Annotated in this window: 19 protein-coding genes; 6 read left to right on the top strand and 13 right to left on the bottom strand. The window is 63.8% G+C overall.

Annotation, left to right across the window (positions count from 1 at the left end; genetic code table 11):
- Position 1 precedes the first annotated feature (1 nt).
- Both IB267_RS27835 and IB267_RS27830 read left to right on the top strand, forming a co-directional pair.
- Positions 2-1,033 (top strand): peptidoglycan -binding protein, encoded by a 1,032-nt coding sequence (locus tag IB267_RS27835; protein ID WP_043610615.1) that lies wholly within the window; start codon positions 2-4, stop codon positions 1,031-1,033.
- A gap of 162 nt (positions 1,034-1,195) precedes the next feature.
- Entirely contained in the window at positions 1,196-2,842 is a 1,647-nt protein-coding gene (locus tag IB267_RS27830; protein ID WP_192450718.1) for an FAD-binding dehydrogenase, read from the top strand.
- 215 nt (positions 2,843-3,057) lie between these two features.
- On the opposite strand, the gene IB267_RS27825 is transcribed toward IB267_RS27830, so the two are convergent.
- Positions 3,058-4,050: a tripartite tricarboxylate transporter substrate binding protein gene (locus IB267_RS27825; protein ID WP_192450717.1), complete on the bottom strand. Its 993-nt coding sequence runs from the start codon at positions 4,048-4,050 to the stop codon at positions 3,058-3,060.
- A gap of 137 nt (positions 4,051-4,187) precedes the next feature.
- Positions 4,188-5,990, bottom strand: coding sequence for an ABC transporter transmembrane domain-containing protein (locus tag IB267_RS27820; RefSeq protein ID WP_192450716.1), 1,803 nt, complete (start codon positions 5,988-5,990; stop codon positions 4,188-4,190).
- Between the two features lie 207 nt (positions 5,991-6,197).
- Between IB267_RS27820 and rpmE the strand changes: the two genes are divergently transcribed.
- Positions 6,198-6,419 (top strand): 50S ribosomal protein L31, encoded by a 222-nt coding sequence (gene rpmE / locus IB267_RS27815; protein ID WP_034806140.1) that lies wholly within the window; start codon positions 6,198-6,200, stop codon positions 6,417-6,419.
- Positions 6,420-6,524: 105 nt separating this feature from the next.
- On the opposite strand, the gene IB267_RS27810 is transcribed toward rpmE, so the two are convergent.
- The 5 genes from IB267_RS27810 to IB267_RS27790 form a co-directional block, all read right to left on the bottom strand.
- Positions 6,525-6,860, bottom strand: coding sequence for a hypothetical protein (locus IB267_RS27810; RefSeq protein WP_192450715.1), 336 nt, complete (start codon positions 6,858-6,860; stop codon positions 6,525-6,527).
- Positions 6,861-6,908: 48 nt separating this feature from the next.
- The gene (locus tag IB267_RS27805) at positions 6,909-7,178 is read right to left on the bottom strand and encodes a hypothetical protein (RefSeq protein WP_192450714.1); all 270 of its coding nucleotides are present in this window, start codon (positions 7,176-7,178) and stop codon (positions 6,909-6,911) included.
- Positions 7,179-7,305: 127 nt separating this feature from the next.
- A complete protein-coding gene (locus IB267_RS27800) occupies positions 7,306-7,824 on the bottom strand; it encodes a DUF1465 family protein (RefSeq protein ID WP_043610604.1) in 519 nt (172 codons plus the stop codon).
- Positions 7,825-8,177: 353 nt separating this feature from the next.
- On the bottom strand, positions 8,178-8,366 hold the full coding sequence (locus IB267_RS27795; protein WP_043610601.1) for a DUF1192 domain-containing protein: 189 nt from the start codon (positions 8,364-8,366) through the stop codon (positions 8,178-8,180).
- Positions 8,353-9,654 carry an MFS transporter gene (locus IB267_RS27790; protein WP_192450884.1) on the bottom strand — a complete coding sequence of 434 codons (1,302 nt, stop codon included), beginning with the start codon at positions 9,652-9,654 and terminating at the stop codon, positions 8,353-8,355. The genes IB267_RS27795 and IB267_RS27790 overlap by 14 nt, the downstream gene beginning before the upstream one ends.
- 71 nt (positions 9,655-9,725) lie before the next feature.
- Between IB267_RS27790 and IB267_RS27785 the strand changes: the two genes are divergently transcribed.
- Positions 9,726-10,103 (top strand): hypothetical protein, encoded by a 378-nt coding sequence (locus tag IB267_RS27785; RefSeq protein ID WP_192450898.1) that lies wholly within the window; start codon positions 9,726-9,728, stop codon positions 10,101-10,103.
- Positions 10,104-10,214: 111 nt separating this feature from the next.
- Positions 10,215-12,152: a tetratricopeptide repeat protein gene (locus IB267_RS27780; RefSeq protein WP_192450713.1), complete on the top strand. Its 1,938-nt coding sequence runs from the start codon at positions 10,215-10,217 to the stop codon at positions 12,150-12,152.
- A 40-nt stretch (positions 12,153-12,192) separates the two neighbouring features.
- Here IB267_RS27780 and IB267_RS27775 read toward each other — a convergent pair whose 3' ends face one another.
- Positions 12,193-13,707 carry an MFS transporter gene (locus IB267_RS27775; RefSeq protein ID WP_192450712.1) on the bottom strand — a complete coding sequence of 505 codons (1,515 nt, stop codon included), beginning with the start codon at positions 13,705-13,707 and terminating at the stop codon, positions 12,193-12,195.
- A gap of 109 nt (positions 13,708-13,816) precedes the next feature.
- On the opposite strand from IB267_RS27775, the gene IB267_RS27770 reads away from it, so the two are divergent.
- The gene (locus IB267_RS27770; RefSeq protein ID WP_192450711.1) at positions 13,817-14,368 is read left to right on the top strand and encodes a TetR/AcrR family transcriptional regulator; all 552 of its coding nucleotides are present in this window, start codon (positions 13,817-13,819) and stop codon (positions 14,366-14,368) included.
- A 14-nt stretch (positions 14,369-14,382) separates the two neighbouring features.
- Here IB267_RS27770 and IB267_RS27765 read toward each other — a convergent pair whose 3' ends face one another.
- The 5 genes from IB267_RS27765 to gap form a co-directional block, all read right to left on the bottom strand.
- Positions 14,383-15,318: a PhzF family phenazine biosynthesis protein gene (locus IB267_RS27765; protein ID WP_192450710.1), complete on the bottom strand. Its 936-nt coding sequence runs from the start codon at positions 15,316-15,318 to the stop codon at positions 14,383-14,385.
- Positions 15,319-15,532: 214 nt separating this feature from the next.
- Positions 15,533-16,558, bottom strand: a complete 1,026-nt coding sequence (locus IB267_RS27760) for a class I fructose-bisphosphate aldolase (RefSeq protein WP_192450709.1) — start codon at positions 16,556-16,558, stop codon at positions 15,533-15,535.
- Between the two features lie 246 nt (positions 16,559-16,804).
- The gene (gene pgk / locus IB267_RS27755) at positions 16,805-18,001 is read right to left on the bottom strand and encodes a phosphoglycerate kinase (RefSeq protein ID WP_192450708.1); all 1,197 of its coding nucleotides are present in this window, start codon (positions 17,999-18,001) and stop codon (positions 16,805-16,807) included.
- Positions 18,001-18,591: a putative glycolipid-binding domain-containing protein gene (locus IB267_RS27750; RefSeq protein WP_192450707.1), complete on the bottom strand. Its 591-nt coding sequence runs from the start codon at positions 18,589-18,591 to the stop codon at positions 18,001-18,003. Before IB267_RS27750 ends, pgk begins: the two co-directional genes overlap by 1 nt.
- 5 nt (positions 18,592-18,596) lie before the next feature.
- Complete coding sequence (gene gap / locus IB267_RS27745; protein WP_034806178.1) at positions 18,597-19,607, bottom strand: type I glyceraldehyde-3-phosphate dehydrogenase; 1,011 nt, start codon at positions 19,605-19,607, stop codon at positions 18,597-18,599.

The following is a 19,607-nucleotide window of genomic DNA, read 5'->3' as shown; positions in this document are numbered from 1 at the left end:
CATGGCGCTCGCGCGAAAAGGCCGCTCTCAGCGCACGATCGACTATTGGCCGGGCTTCGTCGATGCGCTATCGACGCTGCTGCTGTCGATTATGTTCCTGCTGACCGTCTTCGTCCTCGCACAGTTTCTGCTCAGCCGTGAAATCAGTGGCAAGGACGAGGTACTCACGCGGCTGAACAGCCAGATCAACGAGCTGACCCAGCTTCTGGCGCTCGAAAAGAGCGGCAAGCAGGATCTCGAGGATTCCCTTGCCAATCTGCAGGCGTCGCTCGCCACCTCTGAGGGCGAACGCTCGCGGCTTCAGGCCCTGCTAGACCAGGGTGCTGGCAGCTCGGACGCCGCCAACCAGAAGATCGGCCGTCTCGGCTCTGAGCTTGAGACCGAGCGCGAAGTCAGCGCGCGGGCGATGAGCCAGATCGAACTCCTGAACCAGCAGATCGCGGCGCTCCGCAGCCAGATTGCCGCCATCGAGGTGGCGCTTCAGGCATCGGAAGCCAAGGACCAGCAGTCGCAGACCAAGATCGCCGATCTTGGGCGCCGGCTGAACGTGGCGCTGGCCCAGCGGGTGCAGGAACTCAATCGCTACCGTTCGGACTTCTTCGGACGCCTTCGGGAAATTCTCTCCGACCGAGAAAACATCCGCATCGTCGGCGACCGCTTCGTCTTCCAGTCGGAGGTGCTGTTCCCGTCCGGTGGCAACGACCTCAATCCGGCGGGGCAGGCGGAAATGGCCAAGCTCGCCACCGCACTGCTCGATCTCGCCAAGGAAATCCCCGCCGAAATCAACTGGGTTCTGCGCGTTGACGGCCACACCGACAATGTGCAGCTTTCCGGCGCCGGGCGTTTTGCCGACAACTGGGAGCTCTCGTCGGCGCGCGCGACCTCGGTGGTCAAGTTCCTGATCTCGAAGGGCGTACCGGCGGACCGGTTGGTTGCTGCAGGCTTTGGCGAGTACCAGCCAATCGCGCCGGGCGAAAGCCCGGAAGCGCGGGCGCAGAACCGCCGCATCGAGCTCAAGCTGACCGAGAAGTAAGCTTTCGGCCCCGTGAGCGTCCCGTCGCCGGTGACGCCAGTCCGGCCCTTGAATTGACCTTGACGTACGCGTAACAGTTTCTGCAGCCATTTCGATGGCTGCGGAAACCTTCGCGTGTCAGGGCGTGGGGTGCCGGATGGGATGCGAGGGGGAGAGCATTTCATGGATTGCGATGTACTGGTTATCGGCGCGGGGCTTGCCGGGCTTGTCGCCGCAGCGGAGGCGGCAGCACTTGGGCGCAGGGTCATCGTGCTCGACCAGGAGGGGGAGCAGAACCTCGGCGGACAGGCCTTCTGGTCGCTGGGCGGCCTGTTTTTCGTCGATAGCCCCGAACAGCGCCGCATGGGTATCCGCGACACCCGCGAGCTTGCCGGGCAGGACTGGGCGGGCTCGTCGCAGTTCGACCGTCCTGAGGATCACTGGCCGCGGCTCTGGGCGGAAGCCTATCTCGATTTTGCCGCGGGCGAGAAACGCTCCTGGCTGCACTCGCTCGGTATGCGCTGGTTTCCTGTGGTCGGCTGGGCGGAGCGCGGCGGTGGCCTTGCCCACGGGCACGGCAATTCGGTGCCGCGCTTTCACGTCACCTGGGGTACCGGCCCGGCGGTGCTCGAACCGTTCATCCGGCTGACGCGCGAGGCGGAAAGCCGCGGTCTCGTGCGCTTCCGTTTCCGCCACCGGGTCGATGAGCTCGTGACCACCGACGGCCGCGTGACGGGTGCGCGCGGTGCGCTGCTCAAGGACGATCCGGTCGGGCGAGGCGAACGCAGCTCGCGCGACATCGTCGGCGATTTCGAGATTTCGGCAGACGCGGTCGTCGTCACGTCAGGCGGTATCGGCGGAAACCATGATCTGGTCCGCCGCAACTGGCCGCGCAAGCGGCTCGGCCAGCCGCCGGCGACGATGGTCGCGGGCGTGCCCCATCATGTCGACGGGCGCATGCTGGAGATCGCCAGCCAGGCGCGGGGCGCGGTCATCAATGCGGATCGCATGTGGCACTATACCGAAGGGTTGAAGAACTTCGATCCGATCTGGCCGGACCATGGCATCCGCATCCTGCCGGGCCCTTCGTCCTTCTGGTGCGACGCCGACGGCAACCGTTTTCCGGCGCCGGCCATGCCTGGCTTCGATACGCTCGGCACGTTGAAGGCGATCCGCAACAGCGGCCATGACTACAGCTGGTTCGTGCTGACGCGGGCGATCATCAAGAAGGAATTTGCGCTGTCCGGTTCGGAGCAGAATCCCGATCTCACCGGCAAGAGCATTGCCCTTCTGTTAAAGCGGCTCGGCAAGAACCCGCCGGGGCCCGTCCAGGCGTTCATGGATAGGGGCGAAGACTTCATCGTGCGCGATCGGCTCGACGACCTGGTGCCGGCGATGAATGCGCTGACCGGCGAGAACCGGCTGTCGCTGGAGCATCTGCGGCAGCAGATCGAGGCGCGCGACCGGGAAATCACCAACGCTTTCTCCAAGGACGCGCAAGTCACCGCGATCCGCGGCGCACGCGCCTATCGCGGTGATCGGCTGCTGCGCACCGCCAAGCCGCACAGGCTGCTCGATCCCAAGGCCGGACCGCTGATTGCCGTCCGCCTGCATATTCTGACCCGCAAGACGCTCGGTGGGCTCCAAACCAACCTGTCAGGCCAGGTGTTGGAGCAATCGGGCGAGCCGGTGCCCGGTCTCTACGCTGCCGGCGAAGTCGCCGGCTTCGGCGGAGGCGGGATGCATGGCTACAACGCGCTCGAAGGCACGTTTCTCGGCGGCTGCATCTTTTCCGGCCGGGCTGCGGGACGGGGTGCTGCCGGGGCGTGATGGCTCGGTCCCACGTACCCGTAGTGCCCTCACACTAGCCTCTCCCTGCCAAGCGCGAAGAGGCGACGTTCGAGTGTGGGGTGGTGTATCCGGGTTCAATCCGAGGGACACCGTGTGTGTTTGACGCAAACGCACGGAGCGCGCCACACGTCACTTCTCCCCGCTTGCGGGGAGAAGGTGGTGGCAACGGATGACGGCTCCGATCGTTCTGATCGTCAATCCATCTGAACGTTGGCGTCGCGCACGACAGGCGTCCACTTCGCCAGTTCCGCCTTCACATGGGCTTGCAGCTCTTCCGGGGTCGAGCCAACGATCGTGGCGCTGAATTCCTTCATGCGTTCGACGACGGCGGGATCCTTCAGCGCCTTGTTGGCCGCCTCGTTGAGGCGGGCGACGACCGGCTCAGGCGTGTTGGCCGGGGCAAAGAGCGCGTTCCACGTGTAGGTCTCGTAGCCCGGAATGCCGGCCTCGGCGACCGTCGGCACATCCGGGAAGGATGGTGCGCGTTCCGCCGTGGTCACCGCGAGCGCCCTCAGCGTTCCCGCATTGATGTGGCTGGAGGAGGAGGGGAGGTTGTCGAACATGATCGGCACCTGGTTGCCGATGACGTCGTTCAGCGCCGGGCCTGCGCCCTTGTAGGGAATGTGCTGCATGCTGACGCCGGCCATCTTCTTGAAAAGTTCGCCGGAGAGGTGCAGGGGCGTGCCGTTGCCGGAAGAGGCGTAGCTATACTCGTCGGGCTTTGCCTTCAGGAGCGCCAGCAGTTCCGCGACGTTTTTGGCCGGCAGTTCCGGGTTTACGACGAGCACGTTGGGCACGACCACGAGCAGCGAGATCGGCGCGAAGTCCTTCTCGGGGTCGTAGGGCTTGGTCTTCAGGATCAGCGGATTGAGCGCATGGGTGGCGACCGTGCCCATCAGGATCGTATAACCGTCCGGATCGGCCCGGGCGACATTGTCTGCGCCGAGATTGCCACCGGCGCCGGCGACGTTCTGGACGATCACCTGCTCGCCGAGATCCTCCGACATTTTCTGCGCGACGATGCGGGCAACCACGTCGGTGGAGCCGCCCGCGGCAAAGGGAACGACGAGCGTTATCGGCCGGTCGGGAAAGCCCTCAGCCAGTGCCGTCGAGCCAAGGGGCAGCGCCGTCAGCGCCATCAGGCCCAGCGCCAGAGTGGCACGCCGGGTCAGGTGCGAAAATGCCATGCGGTAGTCCTCCCGATCAATTCTGCAGAAAGCGATACCGGCCTCCTCGGCCGGGCCCCATAACAATAGGGCTCGACCTTCCGTCGGCAACCGCTTTACGGCAAATCGGAGGACGCTTTTCGCGCCGTGCGACCAGCTCAGCTCTGCGCGTTGACGAACAGGGCCTCTGAACCATGGTTGAACTGCAGCCGCGCCAGCTTGGCGTAGAGCCCGCCCTGGCGGATGAGGGAGGCGTGGGTTCCTTCCTCGACGATGCGGCCATGATCCAGCACCAGGATGCGATCGGCCTTCAGCACTGTCGCCAGGCGGTGGGCGATGATGATGGTAGAGCGCTCGTGCAGCAGGCTGTCCAGCGCCTTCTGGACCAGCGTCTCGCTCTCGGCGTCAAGGGCAGAGGTTGCTTCGTCGAGAAGCAGCACCGGCGCGTTCTTGAGGATGGCGCGGGCAATGGCGATGCGCTGGCGCTGGCCGCCGGAAAGCGTGACGCCCCGTTCGCCGACATAGGTGTCGTAGCCCTTGTCGAGCCTGCCGATGAACTCGTCCGCCTGCGCGGCCACGGCGGCGGCACGCACCGCTTCGCGGCTGGCATTCGGCATGCCGAAGGCGATGTTGTCATGCACGGACGAGGCGAAGATCGTCACATCCTGCGGCACGATCGCAATGCGTTCGCGCAGATCCTTGGGGTCGACAGTGCGGATATCGACGCCGTCCACGCTCACCGCGCCCTTGGCGGGGTCGTAGAAGCGAAGCAGCATGGAGAAGACGGTGCTCTTGCCGGCGCCGGACGGCCCGACGATCGCAACGGTCTCGCCGGGCGCGATGTTGAAGCTGAGGCCGTTGAGGCTCTTGTAGTCGGGCCGCGACGGGTAGGCGAAATGGACGTCATCGAAGGCGATGGCGCCGGTTGCCGGGACCGGCATGGCGACCGGATGTTCCGGCGCCTGGATCTCGGGGACTTCGGTCAGAAGCTCGTTCAGCCGTTCGGCAGCACCGGCTGCCTGCGAAAGCTCGCCCCAGACTTCCGACAGCGAGCCGAGGCTGCCCGCGGCAAAGACCGAGTACAGCAGGAACTGGCTGAGCGTGCCGGCGGAAAGATTGCCGGAGAGCACGTCGTGTGCGCCGAACCACAGGACCGCGACGACGCTGCCGAACACCATGGTGATGGCGAAAGCGGTGAGCACCGAGCGCGCCTTGATCGCCGCGCGCGCCGCGCCATAGGCATCCTCGACGGCGGCTCCGAAGTGGCTGTTGGCAAGTGCTTCGCCATTGAAGGCCTGCACGGTGCGCGATGCGGCAATCGCCTCGCCGGCATAGGCCGAGGCGGCAGCGAGCGTGTCCTGCGCCTGGCGCGAGCGGCGGCGCACGGAACGGCCGAAGCCGACGAGCGGGAAGACGATGATCGGGATCGCGATCAGCACGAGGCTCGAAAGCTTGGGGCTCGTATAGACCATCATGCCGATGGCGCCGAGACACAGGATCAGGTTGCGCAGGGCGACCGATGCGGTGGCGCCGACTGCGGACTTCACCTGCGTCGTATCGGCGGTCAGTCGCGAGACGATCTCGCCGGACTGGTTGACGTCGAAGAAGGAGGCGGAAAGGCGGGTGACGCGGTCGAAAACGCTGCGCCTCAGGTCGGCGACGATGCGTTCGCCGAGCGTGATGACGAAGTAGTAGCGCGCCGCACTCGCCAGCGCGAGCACGATGGCGAGCATCATCAGCATCGCGAAATAGGTATTGATGAAGCCGCTATCGGGACTGGAGAAGCCGTTGTCGACCATCCGCCTCACGGCGAGCGGCAGCGCCAGCGTGGTTACGGCAGCAAGGATCAGCGAAATGCTGGCGCCGACGACCAGGTGACGATAGCGCGCGAGATAGGGAAGCAGCGTGGCGAGTGGGCGAATGGATTTGCGCGTTGGCGCCTGGTTTTCTCTTGACGACACTTGACCCCTTTCGCCAAACACGGAGGAAAGGGATTGCCCATGAGTCTTCCGTGCGGCACTTGTTATCCCGCAGACCTTGATGTATAGGCACGGCATCGAATTGGGAAGCCGTGGCCGTTCAGCCGGTACGCGGCTTCATTTACGTGTTCGGTCTCGAAGTCGCAATGCCTTGCGACAATTGGACCCTGGAACTCTAGGAAGATCGTTATGAAGGCAGACATCCATCCCGATTACCACGTCATCAAGGTAGTCATGACTGACGGCACCGAATACGAAACCCGCTCGACCTGGGGTTCTGAAGGCGCCACCATGAACCTGGAAATCGACCCCAAGTCGCACCCGGCTTGGACGGGCGGCAACCAGCAGCTCATGGACCGCGGCGGCCGCGTCTCCAAGTTCAAGAAGCGCTTCGAAGGCCTCGGCCTCTAATCGAACGCCTCTTCGGTATTTCAAAAAGCCCGGGTCATTGGCCCGGGCTTTTTGCTGTCTTGGTTTTGGGAGATACGCCGGGCGCAGCGCTGCGGGCAGCGGCGCTCAGTCGCTGTTCCAGGCAAGGAGCAGGATGACGGCGTTATGTCGCGGTTCCGGATCCGACCAGTCGGCGATTTCCGCAGGCGGCAACGCCTCTTCCGTCAGACGATCGAGATGCGCTTGCGTGGCGTCGATCGGATAGGCGCCCTCGGTGAGGTTTCTCCAGGAAACGTCGCAGTCGAGGCCCAGGCGTGCCAGCGTTTCGACGTAAGACACGATCTGCGATGCGCGCAGATTGTCGGGATGAAGGAAACCGGCGTCCGCGTCATGGTGTTTTCGGACTATGGCGTTCAAATGCGCAGCGATCGCCGGCGTCGGCCTCAGGCGCGTCGCGATCATCCTGATCTGCTGGCAGTAGAATCCTGAGCACTGATGGACCAGTCCGCGTCATTCCACGGCTGGGTTGAGAACAGGTACGTGCCGTCGGAAGGCAAGGACGGGGATCGCCTGGAGCGTCTCTCGCGGCCTGCCGGAATCGAAGGCGTTCCATTCGGTCTCGAAGGCTTTGTGGGTCGGGGTCAACATCTGGCTTGGCAGGATGACGCGTCCGGGGCTGAGTAGCGTCGCAGCGCTCTCGAGGAACCCGGGAAGTGGTTCCAGATGTGCAAGCCCGTTCGCGTCGCGGAAGGGAGCCAAGTCGGCTTCGGTGAGGATCATGTCCGATAAGTCGCTGTTTGCCGATGACGAGGGGCGGCCGCCGCCGCTGCCGGTCGCAAAGAAAAACCCGCCGGCAATTGCTGTTGCGGCGGGTTTGGTTTCTCAGATTTGTTCTTTGCGCGCGGCGTCAGTTGGTTCCGAAGGCCGTCTGCAGCAGCTTGATCTGCGCCTTGACGCCGTTCTGGTTGTCCGGGACGATCGCGGCCGCTTCGTGCGGGCGATAGATTTCGCGGTCGAGCAGGGCGACGCGGTTCTGCAGGCGCAGCGACCGCTCGATCAGGTCACGGAAGGATTCCGGCAGCTCGGCCCAGCCCGGAGCGGACTTGTCGACGTTGAAGCTGTCGAGGCGAACCTTGCTCTTTTCCGACATCACCTGGTCGCGGCTCATCTCGCCATTGTTGACAGCGCGCTGCAGCAGGAGCCAGGAGGCCATCTGCATCAGGCGGGTGGTCAGCCGCATGGATTCGGCTGCATAGAGCACCGATGCCATGCGCGGCAGGACCTTGGAAGCGGCGCGGCCGGGTCCGTCAAGATAGGTGGCCGTTTCTTCGACCAGTCCCATGCCTTCCGAATAGAGTGTCTTGAATTGTGCCGAGGACGCCGCGTGTCCTGCGAAACTGACCGTATTCAATCCTCTCTCGGACATGACCTGTTTTCCCTGGTTCAAACGCATCACGACAGTCAGGTAGGGGACGGCTATGGGAAATAAATCCTTGCCCGTCTCTATGCTTGAAGAATGATCCGATAGCGCATTTCGCGCAAGGGCATTCTTAAGAAAGGGTTAATCTCCACAGTTCTTTAGATAAACCTATGCCAAAACAAAAAAAGAGCCGCGGAAAGCGGCTCTCAAGGTAAAACAGGGAGAAAATCAGACCCATTCGCCAGTCGGAGAAATTGTCTGAAACCGGAAAGCTCCGGATGCCCTGACAATCGCAGATAATGCTTAATGCCGCGTTAAACGCGCTCCGTTTTGCTGCGGTGCGACCTTACGCCGCCGGATCAGCGAAACAGGTTCTCGGCGGCCGAGCGGCTGGCGGATTTGCGTGTCCGCTCCGCCTCCAGCCGGGTAATCTCCTCGGTCAGAAGCGCGATGCGCTGGGTCAGCTCATCCACGGACAGCAGCGCGAGATCGCTGCCGATTTCATGGGCCACCTTCTTCTGCGGCCGGTCGTCGTCAAACAGGCTCATCCGACTGATCCTCCCATTCCGGACGCTTGTCCGGTTCGTTGTGTGCTTCTTCGAACGGGGCTGCGCGCGGCGAAAGCTGCAGGCTTTCCGGCGTCGTCGGCGCACCGGCATTGACCGGCGAGAAGGCGTCGCGGTCGGAGACCGGAACCGGTGCGCGCATCCGGCTGCGGATGATGGCATAGGCCGTGATCAGGATATGGGCGCAGGCGGTGATCATGAACAGGCCGTAGGGGCCTGCCGCGGTCATGACCGGGCCGCCGATCGTCGGGCCGATGATGGTGCCGATGCCGTAGAGCAGCAGCAGGCCGCCGGAGACCTTGACGAAGTCTTCGGCCGTCGCGAAGTCGTTGGCGTGCGACACTGCGATCGGGTAGAGCGCGTTGGCCGCAGCGCCGTAGATCGCGATCAGCGTCAGCACGATCCAGACCTGGCTCGGCTCGATCAGGAAGATGAGAAGCCCGGCAAGCGCGCCGATGCCGGCAAGCGCGGCGAGAACGTAGCGCCGGTCGATGCGGTCGGATAGGCGACCGGCCGGCAACTGCATGACGGCGCCGGCAAAGATCGCCACGCTCATCATCGCCGCCACGGTGCTGTCGGAAAGTCCCGCCTGGCGGCCGAAGACGGCGCCGAGCGTGCCGAAGGCGCCATTGGCGATGCCGACGAGCAGGATGCCGAGGAAGGAAACCGGCGAGTTGCGATAAAGGCCGCGCAGGTCGAGGCTCACCTTCTTCAGCGGCTGCGGCGAGGCGGCCTTGGACATCAGCGTCGGCAGCATGGCGACGCAGTAGAGGATGCCGCAGATCATGAACAAGATGGTGGTGGACGTATCGCCGAAGGGGATCATCATCTGGCCGCCGACGACGCCGAAGAGCGTGATGGCGATATAGAGCGAGAAAATGACGCCGCGGCTCTCGTTGGTGGCGCGCTCGTTCAGCCAGCTTTCGATGATCATCGAGGTGCCAGCGGTGGAAAAGCCGGTCAGCGCTCTGAGGATCAGCCACCAGGTCGGGTCGATCAGGATGCCGGTGAGCAGCGCGACGATGGCGATCAGCGATGCAAAGACGCTGAAGGCGCGCACGTGGCCGATGCGCTTGACGACCGTGGGCGCAAAGAAGCAGCCGAGCACGAAGCCGGCAGCCCAGGATGTGCCGATCAGGCCGAGGATGGTGGTGGGATAACCTTCAGCGGTGCCGCGCACCGGAAGAAGCAACCCCTGCAGACCATTGCCCAGAAAGAGAAACAGCGTGCCGAGCAGGAGGGCGGCGACAGGGAGCAGGTTCTTTCTCATCATTCATCCGAAATTCGTTCTGCCGTCAGCAAGTTAGGGCGGTGCCTGGTGAATTGCCAGCCGGTTTGTGATTGCAGCGCCTGGCGTTGCCGCAGGTTTTGTCCTTCGATCGGAGACGAATGACGCAACATGCGGCGGCCGGTCATTGCAAATCGCCCGCGGAAACACTAGCCCTTTTTGCCAAGCGCAACGTATCGCTCGTCCTCGGGGGAGGCGGTGCTGCGTGCGACGAAGAGTGCCGGTGTTGCGAACGCTTCACCGGTCGAGGCAGCCTCCCGGTAGACGAGGGCAACATGCAGAAGGCGATCGCCCTTTTTCTGCTTCTGATCATGGCCATTCAGCTCCTCTGGCCGATCGGCATTCCGGGGCTGCGCCGCCGTCGCGATTTCTGGAAGATCGCGGTCTTCGCCATCGTGATGATGATGGTGACGGTGTTGATCCGTCCCTGATCCGGCCGCTGCGCCGCAACTCCCCGTTACCTTTGGAACTCCATCGCCTGCGGCTCACCGCTACCTTGGTTGCGAAACCTGTCGTTTCAACCAGAAAAGGGCGCAGGACAGATGGGAAAGAAAGCGCTAAAGTGCGAGCCTCATTCGGGAGATGACTTCGAGGGTTTCTTGGAACGCCGGCTTGCTGCCATTCTCGCTGCCGATGTCGTGGGGTACAGTCGCCTGATCGGCGCTGACGAGACCGGTACGTTGGCCGCGATGAAACGGCACAAGAGCGAACTCGTCGATCCGAAGATCACCCGTCACAAGGGACGCATCGTCAAGCTCACCGGCGATGGCATCCTCGTCGAATTTGCAAGCGTCGTGCACGCGGTCGCCTGCGCCGTCGATATCCAGCGTGGCATGCTGCTGCGCAATGAAAGCGTTTCGCCGCTCAAACGCATCGAACTCAGGATCGGCGTGCATCTCGGTGACATCATCGTCGAGGATGGCGACATCTTCGGGGACGGCGTTAATGTCGCAGCGCGCCTCGAAGGCCTCGCCGAACCCTCCGGCATCGCCGTCTCGGCTTCCGTGCGCGATCATGTCGGCGCGCGCCTGGATGTTGGCTTCATCGACAAGGGCGAACACACGCTGAAGAACATCGCCGCCGGCGTGCATGTCTATTCGGTGGCGCTCGGTGCACCGACCAAGGTCGCGTCGGCGCCGAGCGGATCGTGTCCGGTGGTGCTCGACGATGGCTACGGGCTCTCGGTCGGCGTACTGCCCTTCACCAATATGAGCCACGATCCCGAGCAGGAGTACTTCTCCGACGGCATCACCGAAGACATCATCACCGATCTTTCGAAGATATCGAAGCTGCACGTCGTCGCCCGCAACACGGTGTTCACCTACAAGGGGCGATCGGTGAAGGTGAAGCAGGTGGCCCAGGAACTCGGTGTTCGCTACATCCTCGAGGGCAGCGTACGCAAGGCGGGCGCGCGGGTGCGCATCACCGGCCAGTTGATCGATGCGCTGACCGGCACGCATCTCTGGGCCGATCGCTACGACCGGGACCTGACCGACATCTTCGCCATCCAGGACGAAATCACCCATGCGATCGTCGACCAGCTGAAGATCAAGCTGTTGCCGGCGGAAAGGCGGGCGATCGAGAGCGACCCGACGACAAGCGTCGAGGCCTACACCTACTATCTGCGCGGCCGGCAGTTTTCGCATGCCTGGACGCGCTCCTATCTCCTGCTCGCGCGGCGCATGTTCATGAAGGCGGTGGAACTCGATCCGGATTTTGCCCGCGCCTATGCCGGCATCGCCGATTGCGAGTCGGCGCTGCGTGACTGGCACGAGGACGAGTTTCCGCTGCAAAGCATCCTGTCCATCACCGACAGGGCGCTGGCGCTCGATCCAGACCTCGCGGAGGCACACGCATCCCGTGGACTGGTGCTTCACCAGGACGGCCAATGCGAGGAGGCGGTTGCCGCCTTCGAGCAGGCGCTGACGCTCGATGCCGGGCTCTACGAGGCGAACTTCCATTATGGCCGCTTCCTGTTCATGCAGGGCGCATTCGAAATGGCGATCCAGTTCTTCAAGCGTGCCGCGGACATCCGGCCGGACGATTATCTGTCACCGATCCACCTGATGAGCGCCTATCGCACGCTCGGCCGCGACAGCGAACGCAAGCAGTGGGCGCGCATCGGCATTGCCCGGGCGGAGCGGGCGCTGGAACTCAATCCGGAAAACTCGGGCCCGGCCCATCGCGGCGCGCTGGCGCTTGCCCATATGGGCGAGGCCGACCGTGCGCGGGAATGGGCAGCGCGGGCGCTGGCGATCGATCCCGATGACGTGGTCGCCCGTTACAACACGGCCTGTGTCTATTGCATCCTCGGCGATATCGATGCGGCGCTCGATCTTCTCGAGACCTTGCTGCCGCAGAGCTCCTGCTACCAGCTGCTCTGGTTCAAGCAGGATTCAGACCTCGACGCCGTTCGCCACCATGTCCGTTTCCAGGCGATGGTCGAGGCGATCGCAAAATGCGAGGCCGGATTGCGCTGAACCGCCGGACAGTCGTTGCCATCCGGCGGCTCGCACTTGCTTAGTGGGGACCCGCCTGGCGGGATCCCTGAGGGGCGCTGACCCGCCCGGCGGTCAGCCACCAGATGGCCGCTCCGGTCACGAACAGCATGGCTGTCGCCACCATCACGACCGCGGTAAACGCGCCTTCGAAGGAGAAGCGGGCACGGGTCACCAGTTCGCTCGCCACATCCGCCGGCAGCTTCTCGGCGAGAAGCAGGGCTTCGTCGAGACTGTCGCGTGCCATCGCCGGGATCGCAGCGCCCTCCGGCAGGACGAGGAAGGCGGTGTAGACGACCGACATGACGGTGCCGAGCACGGCAATGCCGATCGCGCCGCCAAGCTCGAACGAGACCTCCTCGATCGATGCTGCCATGCCGGCCCGTTCCGGCGGGGCGTTGAACATGATGGCGCTGGAGGCGGCGGTCATGGACGCACCGATGCCGAGGCCGAGAACCACGAGGGTGGCGACCTGGGCGAGCGCTCCGGTTTCATGGACAAGCAGATAGCCGCCGAGGCCGAGCGCCGCCAGGATGAGGCCGGAGCGCAGCACCACTTCGGCGCCGAGGCGCGGCAGCAGCGTACCGGTCAGCGGCCCGGCGACGAAAGCGGCGAGCGGGATCGGCAGGATGAAGAAGCCGGCCTCGAGCGGCGAAAAGCCCTCGACCAGCTGCAACTGCTGGCTCAGCACCAGTTCGATGCCGACGATGGAGGCGGATGCCACCAGTGCGGCGGCGACGCCGGAGGAAAACACCGCATTGCGGAAGAGGCTGAAATCGATCAGCGGATGCGGACTGCGGCGCTGGCGACGCACGAAGAGAAAGAGTGCGATCGCACCGATCACGGCGGCAGCAAGGCCCGCTTCCAGCGACGGCTCGCGCTTGCTTGTTTCCTTGACGGCATAGGCCAGGCCGATGAGACCGACCATGATTTGCAGCGAACCGATCGCGTCCCAAGGGTGTTTCGGATTGCCGGCGTTGTTCGGCAGCACGATGAGGCCGAGCAGGAGGGCGATCGCGACGACCGGCACGTTGATGAGGAAGACCGAGCCCCACCAAAAGTATTCGAGCAGGAAACCGCCAAGCACCGGGCCGATCGCCGCGCCGCCGGACGCGATCGCCGCCCATACGCCGATCGCCAGCGACCGTTCCCGTTCGTCGGTGAAGGTCAGCCGGATGATCGACAGTGTCGCCGGCATCATGAGAGCGGCGCCGACGGCGAGCAGGACGCGACCACCGATCAGGATCGCCGGTGTCGGTGCATAGGCGGCGATCAGCGAGGCGATACCGAAGACGGCAAGGCCGACGATGAAGGGCTTCTTGTGGCCGAGGCGGTCGCCAAGCGTGCCGAGGCCGGGCAGAAGGCCGGCGACGACCAGGGCATAGGCATTGACGATCCAGAGCTTCTCCGACGCGGTGGCGCCGAGATCATGGGTCAGCCGCGGCAGGGCGGTATAGAGCACCGTCATGTCGACGACGATCAGGAAAAGGGCGCTCGATACGATGGCCAGAATGAGCCAGCGATTTTGCGGTAGCATGGTACACCTCGGGTGGCCGCCCACTTGGGAAATGGAGGCTGGGCCTTGTTTAGATCACGGTCGTTGTTTATTTAAATACGTACGTATGGATTTGAAATAGGAAGTCAAGATGGGACGACGAAGAACGATCGATCGGGACAAGGTTCTGGATGCGGCGGAGGCGGTGGTGAATTCAGTCGGCGCGGCCGGGCTGACGATCGATGCCGTCGCCAAGGCTTCCGGGATTACCAAGGGCGGCGTGCAATATTGCTTCGGCAACAAGGACGGCCTGATCGACGCGATGATGCAGCGTTGGTTCGATGAATTCGATGCCGCGGTAGCGGCGGAGGGTGGCGACGATCCCGATCCGATCAAGGCAATGCGCGCCCATGCGGCGGTGACCGCCCGGATGAACACGGCCGACAATGCCCGCACATCCGGCATGATGGCCGCACTGCTGCAGCGGGAAGAGCACATGGCGAAGAACCGCGCCTGGTATCGCGCCCGCCTCGACGGTCTCGACCTGTCGACTGAGGAGGGGCGCAGGGCGCGGATGGTGTTTCTCGCAACGGAAGGCGTCTTCCTGCTGCGGGGGTTCGGCTTCCTCGAGATGGAAGACGCCGAATGGCAGGATATGTTTGCCGATATCTTGAAGCTTCTGCCGGAGCGCGACCGCGCCTGAGGCGTTGAAAAGCGCTAGAGCTCGATCAGGCCGCGCATGGCGCTGACGCAATGGCCGGAAAGGCTGACCTTGCGAACGACGCCACCCTGCTTTCGGACATGCGCGCCGATGAGGCTGCGACGCCCCATCTCCACACCCTGCTCGATGGTGATGTCGACATCGATATCCTGCTCCGGGACGAGCGAGACGAGATAGGCGGAAAGCGCTGCCGAGGCGCTGCCGGTAGCCGGGTCTTCATTGACATTGTCGAGCGGTGCGAACATGCGCGCCCGGATCTGCCAGGGCGCTTCCACCGAGCGAGCGTAGAGGAACAGGCTGAAACTGTCTTCCTCGGGTTTGTAGCGGGCATTGGCGGCCTGGAAGGCGGTGACATTGGGTTGGGCGGACGACAGCGTCGCGACATCCATGATTTCGGCGACGGCGAAGGGCAGGCCGACGGAAAGCCGGCTCGGTGCGTGCACGCGTCTGCTGATGGCCTCAGGCGCGAGCGACGCGCAGGCCGCGATCGTGTCGGCGTCGAATTCTGGGCCGACGGTCAGGCTGCGCGGTACGACGATGGTGGCGCCGACGACAACACCGTCTTCCCGCAGCAAAGTGGCCTCGACGAGGCCGGCCTTTTCCTCGAAACGCAGGATTTCGCCGGGCGCGCGGCCGAAGACTTCTTTTTGGCGGCCGAGCACGAAGGCCGTGCCGACATTGGGATGGCCGGCAAAGGGGATCTCCGTCGTCGGCGTGAAGATCCGCACTTCCGCGGTGTTCGCAGGGTCCCGCGGCGGCAGCACGAAGGTGACTTCGGAATACCCGAATTCGGTCGCGATCGCCTGCATCTGACGATCGCTCAAGCCGCGGGCGTCGGACATGACCGCCAATTGGTTGCCGGCAAAGCGCTCGTCGGTGAAGACGTCGACGGTGACATAGGCAACGGACTTCGGCGCGGTGTCTGAGGTCATGGTCGTGGCTTTCGCTGGTGGAGCGCCGCTGGCGCTCATCGTGTCGGCTCTGATGTCAAGGCTTAAGACAGCCGACACACCGCACAAAGACCCGAACTTGTCCGGGTGACAAGTTCCACTGCGCCGACGAAGCCGTCGCGTTCGCGTTGCAGACACCAACCCTTTGCAAGGAAAAGGGGCCGACATGCGGCCCCTCCTATGCGGTCAACCTGGCTCAGGCGGCCTTCTCGAGTTCCTTCTTCCACGTCCCCTTCGCCGCCAAGCTGCACATCTCGGCGCGATGGGCAAAGGCGCGTTGGCCGGTGCCGATGTTGTCGGCCTTGCCGTGCCAGGCAGTCAGCGCTTCCTGCTGCAGGGCGCGGCCATAGGAGAAGGTGAGCTTCCAGGGCAGGTCGTGGCTGGCGTTCATTGCCGAGAGGTGGGCGGTCGCCTCCTCGGTCGACTGGCCGCCGGAGAGGAAGGCGATGCCCGGTACAGCCGAAGGCACCGTGCGCTTCAGTACCCGGATGGTGCGCTCGGCCACTTCGGCGACGGAGGCATTGCGGGCCTTCTTGCCGTCGATCACCATGCTTGGCTTCAGGATCATGCCTTCGAGCTTGACGCGCATGGCCGCCAGTTCCTCGAAGGTGGTCCGCAGCGTCCACTCGGTCACCTGTTCGGAGCGATCGATCGAGTGGTCGCCCGGCGCGCCGTCCATCAGCACTTCCGGCTCGACGATCGGCACGATGCCGGCGTCCTGGCAAAGGGCGGCATAGCGGGCGAGCGCATGGGCATTGGCGCGCACCGCACCGGCGGTGGGCAGCGTATCGGAGATGGAGACGACGCCGCGCCACTTGGCAAAGCGTGCGCCGGCCTCGTGATATCTCGCCAGCCGCTGGGCAAGGCCGTCGAGCCCTTCGGTGATCGTTTCGGCCGGGAAGTTGGTCATCGGCTTGGCGCCCGCATCGACCTTGATGCCGGGGATCGCGCCGGCGGCCCGGATGATGTCGACGAGCGGCGTGCCGTCGACCGCATGCTGGAACAGGGTTTCCTCGTAGAGGATGACGCCGGAGATGTATTTGCGCATCGCCTTTTCGGCGCGCAGCAGCATCTCGCGGTAATCGCGCCTGGAGGTCTCGGTGGATTCGAGGCCGATCGTATCGAAGCGCTTCTTGATCGTTGCCGTGGACTCGTCGGCGGCAAGCAGTCCGCGGCCATTGGCGACCATGGCGACGGCGATGTCTTCCAGTTTTTCCGTCATGCTTTTTCTCTCCCTAGACAGCGCTGATCGTGAGGATCAGGCGAACACTGAAACAGTTGCAGGGCCGACGGTGCGCGGGGCAACCGCCACGCTCCCAACAGGAGCGCGAGTAACAGGTGAAATTGTCCAGGAAAATGGCGAGAAAATCGACTGAAACGATTTAAAATTTTTTAATCGTTTGAATAAATAAGGTTTTTTCTTGATTGCCGGCGCGTGAGAGTGCTTCCCGCGCGCCGGTTGTATGTCTTACTTCTGCTTCAGGATGTCGACGCCCGGGAGCGGCTTGCCTTCCATCCACTCCAGGAACGCGCCGCCGGCGGTCGAGACGTAGCTGAAATCGTCGGCGACTTCGGCATGGTTCAGCGCCGCGACGGTATCACCACCGCCGGCAACCGAGACCAGTGAACCCTGACGGGTGCGGGCAGCCGCATGCTTGGCAACGGCAACGGTGGCCTTGTCGAAAGGCGCGATTTCGAAGGCGCCGAGCGGACCGTTCCAGACCAGCGTTTCGGCCTTGGAGATCCAGTCATTGACGGCCGCGATCGACTTCGGGCCGACGTCGAGAACCATGGCATCGGCCGGAATGGCGTTGATGTCGACCACTTCGTTGTCGGCGCCGGCCTTGAACTCGCGGGCAATGACGCCGTCTTCCGGCAGCACGATGGCGCAGCCGGCCTTGTCGGCAGCGGCGATGATCGCCCGGGCGGTGTCGGCGAGGTCATGCTCGCAGAGCGACTTGCCGACATTGATGCCCTTGGCGGCGATGAAGGTGTTGGCCATGCCGCCGCCGATGACAAGCGCATCGACCTTTGTCACGAGGTTCTGCAACAGGTCGATCTTGGTCGAGACCTTGGCGCCGCCGACGATGGCAACGACCGGCCGCTTCGGCTGGCCGAGGCCCTTTTCCAGCGCTTCGAGTTCGGCCTGCATGGTGCGGCCGGCATAGGCCGGCAGGTGATGGGCAAGACCTTCCGTCGAGGCATGGGCGCGGTGGGCGGCCGAGAAGGCGTCGTTGACGTAGATGTCGCCATTGGCGGCAAGCGCCTTGACAAACTCGGCCTCGTTCTTTTCCTCGCCCTTGTGGAAGCGGGTGTTTTCGAGCAGCAGCACGTCGCCGTCGCTCATGTCGGCGATCGCGTTCTTGGCCTTGTCGCCGATGCAGTCGGCGCCGAAATGAACGCGCTGGTCGAGCACGTCCTCGACGGCCGGAGCGATCGTCTTCAGCGACATGTCGGCGACCGGTTCACCCTTCGGGCGGCCGAAATGGGCGAGCAGGATGACCTTGGCGCCCTTCTCGGACAGCTCGCGGATGGTCGGCGCGACGCGCTCGATGCGGGTCGCGTCGGTGACCACGCCGTCCTTAACCGGCACGTTGAGATCGACGCGCACCAGAACGCGCTTGCCGGCGATGTCGGTCAGATCGTCGAGGGTCTTGAAAGTCATCAGATAGTCTCCGGTGATAGTCTTTGGAAAAGGGTGGGGTAGTCGATGACGAGGCCGTCCTCGTCTACGGGCAGTTCCGCGGCAAAACTGCGGTCCTCGGCCTCGTAGCGATAGAGCCTGAAATCATCGAGGCAGGTGTAGTGCTGGCCGTCCACAACAGGCTGAAACGTGTCGAATGGCACGTAGAGCATCTTCAGTCTGGCGGTGCCGGACTGGCTCACAAGCCCGAGGCGGCGGATCGGCAGCGTGTTGGTGAAGGGCGTTCCCGCGAGGTCGATATCGATACAGCCGTCGAATTCGGGGAGGGGCGTGCCGCGTGCCGTCGCCCATTCGCCCGGAACGTCCGAGCGCAGATGCAGGCTGCGGCCATCGGTGGTGTCGACAATCAATTTGCGAACGTGCCAGCTGTCGTCGCAGTCGATCCGGTAGCGCGCGCCATAGGGCGTGCCGCCGCGGCTGCCGATCAGAACGCCGACGGCGCGGATGACCGCGCCGTCGGTGGTGTCGATTTTTGTCAGCGTCAGGTGTTCGAGCCCTTCCCCTTCCAGCGGACGCCAGCGGACCGTCGTTGAGGAGAGGGCGCGAAACATCTGTCTTAGATGAGCTTGGCGAACGCGACCGCCGTGTCGGCCATACGGTTCGAGAAGCCCCACTCGTTGTCGTACCAGGTGAGGATACGCACGAAGTTGCCTTCGACGACCTTGGTCTGGTCGATCGCGAAGATCGAGGAGTGGCTGTCATGGTTGAAGTCGCGCGAAACGAGCGGCTCTTCCGTGTAGCCCAGAACGCCCTTGAGCGCGCCATTGGAGGCGGCCTTGATGGCGTTAGTGATTTCCTCGACCGAGGTGTTGCGCTTGGCGACGAACTTGAAGTCGACGACGGAGACGTTCGGGGTCGGGACGCGGATCGACGTGCCGTCGAGCTTGCCCTTCAGTTCCGGCAGAACCAGGCCAACGGCCTTGGCAGCGCCAGTCGAGGTCGGGATCATCGACAGAGCGGCGGCGCGGGCGCGGTACAGATCCTTGTGCATCTGGTCGAGCGACGGCTGGTCGTTGGTGTAGGAGTGGATCGTGGTCATGAAGCCGTGGCTGATGCCGATGGTATCGTTCAGGACCTTGACGACCGGAACCAGGCAGTTCGTCGTGCAGGATGCGTTGGAGATGACCAGGTGGTCCTTGGTCAGCTGGTCGTGGTTGACACCGTAGACGACCGTCAGGTCGGCGCCGTCGGCCGGGGCCGAGACGATGACGCGCTTGGCGCCGGCCGTCAGGTGGGCTGCAGCCTTGTCGCGCGCGGTGAAGATGCCGGTGCATTCCATCGCGATGTCGATGCCGAGTTCCTTGTGCGGCAGCGTTGCCGGATCCTTGATCGCGGTCACCTTGATCGGCTTGCCGCCGTTGATGGTGATCGTGTCGCCTTCGACCTTGACCTCGGCCGGGAAGCGACCGTGGATCGAGTCATAGCGCAGCAGGTGAGCGTTGGTCTCAACGGGGCCGAGGTCGTTGATCGCAACGACTTCGATGTCGGTGCGGCCGGATTCGACGATGGCGCGGAGCACGTTGCGGCCGATGCGGCCAAAACCGTTGATGGCGACTTTCACTGTCAT

Source organism: Ensifer sp. ENS09 (genome assembly GCF_014852425.1).
Lineage (GTDB): Bacteria > Pseudomonadota > Alphaproteobacteria > Rhizobiales > Rhizobiaceae > Ensifer.
Note: the sequence above shows the minus strand (reverse complement) of the source record. Positions and strands in the feature narration are given on the sequence as shown.